At 39.9% G+C, this 356-nt stretch carries 1 protein-coding gene; it reads right to left on the reverse strand.

The features are described 5' to 3' along the window. Nucleotides 1-258: RepB family plasmid replication initiator protein (locus F8C76_RS18095; RefSeq protein WP_152132961.1), on the reverse strand; the 258-nt coding region annotated here is incomplete at its 3' end. Nucleotides 259-356: the final 98 nt, after the last annotated feature.

Genomic DNA, 356 nt, shown 5'->3' on the forward strand with positions numbered 1-356 from the left:
GCTCTCATGACTTAACACCTCCCCTAAAATCTCACTGATAGGCACTTCATGGAGTTGAAAGTCTTTGTCGCTGATGGAGTTTAGCTTACTGATCACATAGTAAAAGAATTTTAATTCGTTAGCGGTCGTATCGCCGTATTTAGCGTAAATGAAGCGGTTGTCTTTGGTGATCAGGTATTTTTGGGATTTTTTAACGCTTGGGCGCTTGAACTTTTTAGGTCGCTTATTGGGTTTGGGTTCGTTATTAACTTTAGGCATGTTAAATCCTTATTTAGTTTATTCAAAGGCAAAAGACGATATGATCGTAGCGATAGCCAAACCCCCTAGAGCGGTAACTCTAGGGGTATTTTTAGTGT

It is taken from the genome of Flagellimonas olearia (assembly GCF_009184425.1).
GTDB classification, from domain to species: Bacteria; Bacteroidota; Bacteroidia; order Flavobacteriales; family Flavobacteriaceae; genus Flagellimonas; species Flagellimonas olearia.